Raw genomic sequence first — 8,771 nt, 5'->3', positions numbered from 1 at the left:
GTTGCATTTCAAGACAATCTACGTATTACTGAACAGAATTTACAAGATATTTCCTCAAAAATTTCCTTTGAACAAATAAATTTGTTAGAGTTTGAAAATGTTTCAGTTGAGACATTTATTAATAAGGTAGAAAAAATCCAAGATTGTAAAATGGTAAAAGTCCCATCTTTTTTTCCAAGATTATTACCCTATTCCAAATGCCTCAATTGTGAATTAATTGGATTTTCGGAATCATTATCACATTCCTATATCGATTATATCAAGGAAGCAAATCAAGTCATTGAAAATTGGCAAAATGGGACCGAAAAACCAAAAGATTAATTAAAATATTATAGTAACAACTAGATTCTGAATTTTCTTTGTGTAAATTTACAATCAAATTATAAATAACTAGATCTTGTACCATTTCTTCCAGTAAATATAAATAACTTTTTTCTATAAATATTCTTTGAAGTTTTTGGTGAAGGAAATGCCTGGAGATTATTTTTCTAAAATTCTAAGAGAGAAGGATATTCATAAAAAAGGAACTGAACTATTTCTTGAACTAGTAAAGTCAATAGAAGTCGCATATGAAACTTATGTTAAAGCAATTGAAGCTTGGAGAGAAGGAGATTATGAAAAAGGCTATAAATTACGAGATGAAATAATTAATCTAGAAAGAGATGCTGATAAAGTTAAAGACGTCTTCTTCGAGAGTATTTTCCGGAAAAAAGCCTATTTACCACAAATCACAGAAGAACGCTATAATTTAATGTTTAATGCGGATTATATATTAGATTGTATAGAGCGAGCAGTTCGTACATTATGCCTTAAAAAACTGGATAGTTCCTATTTTCCACCTGAATTTGATCAGATATTAAAAATAACAGAGGATCTTATCGAAAATTATGTCGAAGCACATGAAGAATTTTTTGATGATTTTGAAAAAGCAGCTAAGAAAGCAATGAAGGTAGAGGAACAACGAGATGAAGTTAGAGATCTGTATTATATTATTCAAGAGCAAGTTCTTAATGATAAATATGAGAGAGGGACTGAACGTTTATTAAACGACACCACACGAATTAGTATAAGAGCAGAGGAAGCCATTGATTATTTGAAAGTTTTAATTGCTAAACACAGTTAACGCTAATTTTGGTGACAAACCTGACTGATCCTTTAATTTTAGCTTTAGCTCTAGGAATCGGGTTTTTTGTTGCTTTTACCATAGGAGCAAATGATGAAACTATGACTCCTGCTGTAGGAGCAGGTTTGTTAACACTTGGATCAGCAGTGATCCTTGGGGGAATTTTTAATTTTATTGGCGTTTTTTTTCTTGGAAAACAAGTTTCTAAAACGGTTGGAAATAATTTTGCCACTGAAACTCTAACGCTTCCTATGGTCTTTATTATTTTAATTTCAATGGCGATCTGGTTATTTATTGTTTCCTTGAAAGGTATCCCAATTTCTACAACTCAATCTGTCGTTGGAAGTGTGTTAGGGATAGTATTGATAGAGTGGGGTTTATCCGCGGTACGATTAGACACTTTGATAATAGTTGTATTTAGCTGGATCATCAGTCCATTAATAGGTTTAGTTGGTGGATACGGATCCTATTTTTTAATCATTAAATTACAACAATCACTCAAACGTACAGGATATAGTGATTATGAGCGCCAGGAAAGGATAGCATCATATGCTTTAGCATTCTTTCTCCTCATTTCAGTTTTTTCTCGAAGTGGTAATGATGTTGCTAAAGCAATTGGGCCTTTGATGGCCATTCCAGAGATTTTGGCTGATCCATTCTTAGCACTTCTTGCCGGTGGTCTCGGAATGTGTCTTGGGGTTATCATACTTGGAAGACGAGTTACTAAAAAACTTTCTCAGGATATAGTAGCTCTATCAGCCACTTCTGCCCTAGCAGCAAGTGTTTCGGTGTCAATCATAATGTTCGTAGGTACTTTGCTAGGAATGCCTTTGAGTGGATCGCATATCTTAGTAGCAGCTTTTATTGGTGTAGGTTTTGTAAATAAAGAGAAAATCGATACTGATTCACTAAAAGAGATTGGGTGGAGTTGGATTTTAACGACTCCTGCATCTGCAATCTTTTCCGGAGTAATTTTCCTTATTGTTAAACTATTATTTTAAAAAAGTACCTTTAATTTATGATTCTATTTATTTGCAATAATATTCTATAAATTATAAAGTCATCAATTACACGGAGGATAGATGATATTTTTATCTTCTAAATGGTATATAATTATTTGAATGGTCTAATCCTGGTGATTAAAGCTTTGTGGAACAGAAACTTTTATCGATCAAATAATTAAAAGGTGTATAAAGGACTTTATTATTACCATTACTTTTTTGTGCATTGGATTTCAATTCATCTTATTTAATTTTATATTGTAAAAAGAACCTACCCAAACATTTTCTCTTTTGTAACAAGAGCAATTTTTTGCTTTAGAACATATCGTAGTGCAAAAAATTGACCCAATATTGCAGCTATAAAGCCAAAGCTCAAAGAAAAGATGTAATGTGCCAATGAAAAATTAAAAGTTCCTTGTGGTTGCTGCATTAATTGCTGTAAAATGTCCATATACCATACTGCGATAAAGAATCCAATAAAATATCCTACACTCGATAAAATTGTATAAATTAATACCTCTAAAACTCCCCAAAGATAAATATTTCTATTATGAATACCTATCGCTCTCATAATAGCTAGATCATCCTTTCGTTCGGCAATATCAATTGACATTATCGAGTAGATAATCATTCCAGCTATTATAAGAACTAGAAAGAGGATAACAAAGATGATAGAACTCATCAATGAATACCACGACTCCGTTTGCTTAATTAGATCTGATTTTAGGATTAAGGAATAATCTTCTTTTAATGATTCGATATCATCTTTAGAGGTCAATCCACCAAGAAGAATCCCGTTAATCATCTGAGTAGTGTTATTTCCAAAGGATAAATAATTTCCTAAAGAAAGAGGGATATAGAAGCTTGAAACATGGTGTTGTGGGAGAATTGACTGAATATTAACATTTGATTCAGTTCCATTTCTTCCTAGTAATGAATATTGATTTCCAGCTTCTAGGTTAAATGATTTAGCAAGGTCTGGGGATACTATCGCCGAAATATTGTTTGCAAAACTTGTTGAAAGGACTTTTAAACTTTGATTTAATGCTAACGCCATAAAAGTGATTTTTGTCCAAATATTAGAATTCTCTAAAGGATCACTTATTTTAGCGAAATCTGTTAACATAGGTTCTAGAGTGATTGATCCTTGGTTTGCAATTTTAGTCAAAATATTCGATTCAATTTCTGAAAATGGTTCAACGTATGTTAGGGTGATTTGAGCATCCCATCTTTCAGACTCAAACATTAAGGATCCTCCCTCAAAAACACTTACAATAATTGTTAATACACCTCCAACCAGTGCTATAGCGAGCAGAAGTGATAGAATTGTGGTTAAGGTTCGTTTAGGATTGACAAATACATTTCGAATAGAATATTTGATAGGAGCTGACAGACGAAAGACAAATTTTTGGAAAATATCTTCTAATATAAAGGTGGTTATCTTTCTTTCATGTATAATTGGTTGGATAGCAGCCCGTGGGGAGATTTTTAAGATTCGTCGTGCTGAGATGTAACATGCAAATGTTGAAATTATGACCGTAATTCCCAATAATAAGAGAAATTGTGTTATTGGTAAAACGATTACAATATAAGGGAATGAAAGCCAAGAATTTAACGCAAGGTCCGCAATTACTATTCCGATACCTCCACCAATAAAGTTCCCGAGAATTGATCCTAGAATCCCCAAAATAATACCATAAAAAAGATTTTGCGTTAAAAGATATCTGTTTGAATAACCTAATGATTTCATGACTCCAATTTGGGATTTCTGTTCATCAATAAACCGATTCACAACCGTATAGGTCAGAAACATAGAGATTAAAAGAAAGAAAAATGCAACTCCAAATCCAACCCAGATCATAATAAATGCCATATCTTCCATTAAAGCAGGATATTTCCTTACATTAATGGTATATATGCTTAAAGGTGATTCATCTGATTGTAAATAATGGAGGAAAGAATCGATTTCACTTTTAGTTGAAAGAGAAATACAAATCTGATTATAGATTTCCTGTCCTTGAAATAATTCTTGTTGAAGATAATCTGTCCTTACAAAGATACTCATTGTTAAATATTGAGCAAATGTGGCCGAAAATTCAAATTGTTGTTGAGATACTCCCTCACCTGCTTTCATTGGATATTCAGGACTATAAGCTCCCCCTAGTATTGTAAGATTTAGATTTTTTGATTCAGTTCCGAAGTCAATTGATAGAGCAATTTCATTTCCTTCCTCAAGATGATAGAACTCTAAATAAGATTGTTCAATATAAACTCCTGCTGCAAGCTCAGAATAATCCGTAAAATAGCTCCCATCTTTTGTTATAATTCTATTGATTGAATTCGAGTTATTTCTAGGTAAAGAGATAACCTCAACAGATATCTTTTCACTTTCTACTATTATTTGACCTTTGAAAAACAAACGTGGTTGAATTGTTGTTATTAAATATTTCCTTTGCCATTCAGATATAACTGATGCATTAAATGAAGCTGAAGATAAAGGGACAGTGTCAATCCAAACATCTCCTACTTTACTTTCTTGGAAATATTGTTGCCAGCTAACATCCATCAGAACCCCTATTTCTATGTAAAGAATACTAGCAGCTTGACTAATTAATATTAGAATAATAATAGGTAAAGAACGTGCTTTATTCCTTGTAAGATCTCTAGCAATTTTTTTGAAAAATAGCAATATTTATTCTCCTTTCGATGTTCCAAAAATCTGTCCGTCTTTTAAATAAACAATATAATCGGCAAGTTTTGAAATTGCAACATTATGTGTGACAATTAAGAATGTTGTTTCTTTCTCCTTACAGATCCTTAACATTTCTTTCAATATATGTTCTCCTGTCTCTGTATCGAGATTCCCTGTTGGCTCATCAGCTAGAACAATTTTGGGTTCTTTAACTAAAGCTCGTGCAATAGCAACTCGTTGTTGCTCTCCTCCTGAAAGCTGTGATGGAAAATTGTTGGCTTTATCTATTATTCTAACAGTCTCTAACATTTTCATGGATTTTTCATAGGCTATACGACGAGAAAAATTCAGCTGGGCGGCTAATTCTACATTTTCAACTGCTGTAAGGGTTGGAATTAAGTTGTAGAATTGAAAAATGAATCCAACATCTTTTTTCCGAAATTCAGTAAGTTTTTTTTCTGTAAACTTAGTGATTTCATGAGTATTGACTTTAATTGATCCACTGGTATGCATATCTATCCCACCAATTAGATTGAGAAGTGTGGTTTTACCAGACCCACTGGGACCAAGAATCACTACAAATTCTCCTTTTTTAATCTCAAGATTCACGTCATTTAAAGCATGGACAGTTATTACACCACTTTGATAATCTTTAACAAGCGAATCAATTACAACCATTGGTTTACTCAAATTTATCACTATTTGACTCTTGATATAAGGACATATAAGGTTTGACGATAAAAAGAATTTTCAGTTCATTAAAATAGCAGTTAAATAAAAGTATACGGTCGTGAACACTTAAGCGTAAATTTTTTTTTACCTGATCAAATACTTAATAAAAAAGTGTTTAAAGTTGAAATTCATTAAATTATCTGAATTTTTAGTTTTAAATAAATGTGTATTAGAATGAAATCTGAGGCTTCTATTGAAACAATACTTAAAGCGATTTCTAATAAAATAAGACTTGAAATATTAGACTATATAATAGAGGAAAAATTCTTAATCAAGAATAATTTAATTACTCATTTTAAACTTCAAAGAGCAGGACTTGATTTCCATTTAGCAACGCTGGAAGAAGCTGGATTTATTGGGTTGTTAGAGATTAAAATTAAAGGCCGTAAATATGTTTTTGTCTATCCAAAAGCTACATGGAAGATTAACCTTGATCTTCTTGAGACTACAAGGCTTCAAGACTTCCTTCCTTCAGAATTAATAGAAAATGATTTTCTTAATCTCACAGAACGATTTTGGATTGGGTCTAGTGAAATTAAAAATCCTCATACAATTAAAAAAATTTTAGAATCCCTTGCAATAAAATTAGGTGGCCATTCTTCCGATAATTTCTGCCAACGCTGTAAAAATGCCTTGGGAATAATGAAATGTTCAAAATGCTTGAAACTTTATTGTACTGAGTGTGCAAAAATTATTATCAGATCTGATAAAGCTAAAATTACCTTTTGTTACGACTGTATTTCAGACCAATTTTCCTAGTTTATAGCCTACATTATTAAGCTTTAAAAAGGGGACAATCTAGGGATTTATGATGATTTCTTATGTTTCATCAAGTAGATGATTTAATGTTTTTTTTCCCATAATACCAATTACACTAATTATTGGATTTGGATTATTTCTTTTCTGGTTTGTCGCCTTGGTAAACTACCTTAATACTCCTTATATGGAGGAGGATAGAGTAGTTTGGGTCATCATTCTTGTTTTTTTAGGACCAATAGGAGCATTTCTTTGGCATCTAATCGGAAAGAATCACTATACACAGAAAAAGGCTTTATAAATTAATTTACCCTTTTTTCTCTTCCTTTTATTTTTTTTATTTTCTCAAAAAGTAATCATAGATGTCCTGTTGGCAGAAAAGAAATTTAAGAATAGTAAAAGGATATTTATTATAAAATTGACCTCTTCTATCAAAATTAAGACATTCCAAAAAGTAATATAGGTCTGAAATACCATTCCTTTTTTTGTAAGATTTTCATAAATATACTGGGAGATCACCCAAATGCCAAAAGTGAATAAATTTGATGATTATGCAGAACAACAATGGGGACATTATCTTGAAGGAATCCATGAATCAATCGAACCTGAAAAATATGTCATAGGTACTTATTATATTTGTTTAGCGGGTAATTTAGATCCTTATTATATCGGGAGGGTAATGGTAAAAGAACAAACGATTGGATCCTTTTTACCTGTCACTTCGGATCCAAAAGATATACTTAAAAAATTTGCGGGAAAAGTTATTGGGCTTTATAGTACTCCTCCTTTTGAAATCAGTGTTCCACCAGACTTGAAGGAACGTCAATACATTATTCAGATCGCATATCCAATTGAAGGACTAGAACCTCAATTTCCCTTGTTATTAACAACATTAGCAGGTAATATATCCTTAGGGGGAAAAGTTAAGCTCCTAGATGTACAATTTCCTTCTGAATTTCTTCAAAATTTCAAGGGACCAAAATTTGGGATTCAAGGATTAAGAAAACAATTAAAAATTCCAGAACGACCAATGTTAACCAATATAAATCACGCATACACAATAGAAGACGGAATTAAGACATTTTATGAAGCTGCGAGAGGAGGAGCTGATTTTATTAAGGACAATGAAAGTTTGGCAGGTAATATCAAATATTTACCACTAGAAGAACGAATAACAAAAAATATGGAACAAGTGGATAAAGCTAAAGAGGAAACTGGTGAAGATACAATTTATTTAGTTAATATCACTGATGAACCTACAAAGATGATCGATCATGCAGAGAAAGCAATTTCATATGGTACAAATGGACTAATGATTAATTACTTGACAGCAGGATTAGCTGCAGTTAGAACGGTTACTGAAGATCCTAGTATTAAATTACCAGTTTTAGGTCATATGGATCATGCAGGAGTATTTTATGAATCAGAAGTGTCAGGAATCTCTTCGAATTTAATTATGGGAAAATTCGCACGAATGGCAGGATTAGACATCCTTGTTTATCCTGGAGTTTATGGGAAAGCTCCTTTTCTTCGTGATCGTTATTTTGCCTGTGCTACTGTCTTACGTTATCCTTTTTGGCATCTAAAACCCACCTTACCTATGCCCGCTGGAGGAGTAACTCCAGGAATTGTTTTAAAATTAATTAAAGACCTCGGTACAGATATTATGATTGGAGCGGGCTCTGCAATCCATAGTCACCCAAAAGGGACTTATGCAGGGACTAAAGCTTTCCGACAAATTATTGATATAGGTGTCAGCCATCTAGATGAGGCTAGTGAGGATCTAGAAGATTTTGTTGATGAACATGAATCTGAATATCCTGAATTAAATGCAGCTCTTAACTCGTGGGGTCAAAGTGGATTAAAATACCTTCCTAACTATCCATAATTTTTTTTATTCTCTTTTTTTTCTTTTTAATACATATAGGATAATACTAATTATTAAAATTCCAGTTGAAAATTTTACTTCCTCAATTGGAGTTCTTGCTTCCCAACTGGTAATTAAGGATAAAACAGAATGTTCATTATACCAAGTAGAAACAATAAAGGTTCCTATTTCTAATGTCTTTATTTCCAATGTAATATTGCCAAAATACTGTGAATAAAATCCTCCTTCAACTTTGAACTCATAAAAATATCCTTTTTTTAAACTATAAGGGGGTGATGGTATGTTTATAGGTCCTGTATGATTATATACAACATTTTTTACATTTAATTCTTGCCACACCTTGAGACTAGTTATATTACATGTTACATTCCCATTATAAATCAATCGAAAATATAATTCAGAATAGTAACCTGCATCCCAAGTACACGGTTCGGTTAGACTTTGATTCGGAGGACATGGTCCACCAAATGCTGCCCATCTGGCTCCGATTACTTCAAGTTCAAAAACAGTATCATTTACTCCTTGACTAATTATTCCTGAAAGATTAATAATTAAAATAAATAAAATTCCAACATACAG

Annotated in this window: 9 protein-coding genes; 6 read left to right on the top strand and 3 right to left on the bottom strand. The window is 32.2% G+C overall.

Features of this window, described 5'->3' with window-relative positions; genetic code table 11:
- The 3 genes from ACWVCY_RS07630 to ACWVCY_RS07620 all read left to right on the top strand — a co-directional run.
- Positions 1–321, top strand: a 321-nt coding sequence (locus ACWVCY_RS07630) for a hypothetical protein (protein ID WP_455141722.1), incomplete at its 5' end; no start/stop codon positions are given.
- A gap of 148 nt (positions 322–469) precedes the next feature.
- The gene (locus ACWVCY_RS07625; RefSeq protein WP_455141720.1) at positions 470–1,123 is read left to right on the top strand and encodes a DUF47 family protein; all 654 of its coding nucleotides are present in this window, start codon (positions 470–472) and stop codon (positions 1,121–1,123) included.
- Between the two features lie 11 nt (positions 1,124–1,134).
- Positions 1,135–2,124 carry an anion permease gene (locus ACWVCY_RS07620; RefSeq protein WP_455141718.1) on the top strand — a complete coding sequence of 330 codons (990 nt, stop codon included), beginning with the start codon at positions 1,135–1,137 and terminating at the stop codon, positions 2,122–2,124.
- A 271-nt stretch (positions 2,125–2,395) separates the two neighbouring features.
- Here the strand turns inward: ACWVCY_RS07620 and ACWVCY_RS07615 are convergent, their stop codons facing one another.
- Positions 2,396–4,813, bottom strand: coding sequence for an ABC transporter permease (locus ACWVCY_RS07615; protein WP_455141716.1), 2,418 nt, complete (start codon positions 4,811–4,813; stop codon positions 2,396–2,398).
- A 3-nt stretch (positions 4,814–4,816) separates the two neighbouring features.
- The gene (locus ACWVCY_RS07610) at positions 4,817–5,506 is read right to left on the bottom strand and encodes an ABC transporter ATP-binding protein (RefSeq protein WP_455141714.1); all 690 of its coding nucleotides are present in this window, start codon (positions 5,504–5,506) and stop codon (positions 4,817–4,819) included.
- A gap of 216 nt (positions 5,507–5,722) precedes the next feature.
- Between ACWVCY_RS07610 and ACWVCY_RS07605 the strand changes: the two genes are divergently transcribed.
- The 3 genes from ACWVCY_RS07605 (at position 5,723) to ACWVCY_RS07595 (ending at position 8,192) form a co-directional block, all read left to right on the top strand.
- Positions 5,723–6,307, top strand: a complete 585-nt coding sequence (locus ACWVCY_RS07605; protein ID WP_455141712.1) for a hypothetical protein — start codon at positions 5,723–5,725, stop codon at positions 6,305–6,307.
- Positions 6,308–6,464: 157 nt separating this feature from the next.
- Positions 6,465–6,605: a hypothetical protein gene (locus tag ACWVCY_RS07600; protein ID WP_455141710.1), complete on the top strand. Its 141-nt coding sequence runs from the start codon at positions 6,465–6,467 to the stop codon at positions 6,603–6,605.
- A 222-nt stretch (positions 6,606–6,827) separates the two neighbouring features.
- Positions 6,828–8,192 (top strand): RuBisCO large subunit C-terminal-like domain-containing protein, encoded by a 1,365-nt coding sequence (locus ACWVCY_RS07595; protein ID WP_455141708.1) that lies wholly within the window; start codon positions 6,828–6,830, stop codon positions 8,190–8,192.
- 6 nt (positions 8,193–8,198) lie between these two features.
- On the opposite strand, the gene ACWVCY_RS07590 is transcribed toward ACWVCY_RS07595, so the two are convergent.
- Positions 8,199–8,771, bottom strand: a 573-nt coding sequence (locus tag ACWVCY_RS07590) for a hypothetical protein (protein ID WP_455141706.1), incomplete at its 5' end; no start/stop codon positions are given.

Source organism: Candidatus Hodarchaeum mangrovi (genome assembly GCF_975850365.1).
The sequence above is the reverse complement of the archived record's forward strand: the minus strand, read 5'-3'. Positions and strand labels throughout refer to the sequence as shown.

Bases quoted from the DNA above. Each gene is read 5' to 3' on its own strand.
- ACWVCY_RS07625 (WP_455141720.1), top strand. From the start codon at position 470: ATGCCTGGAGATTATTTTTCTAAAATTCTAAGAGAGAAGGATATTCAT.
- ACWVCY_RS07605 (WP_455141712.1), top strand. From the start codon at position 5,723: ATGAAATCTGAGGCTTCTATTGAAACAATACTTAAAGCGATTTCTAAT.
- ACWVCY_RS07595 (WP_455141708.1), top strand. From the start codon at position 6,828: ATGCCAAAAGTGAATAAATTTGATGATTATGCAGAACAACAATGGGGA.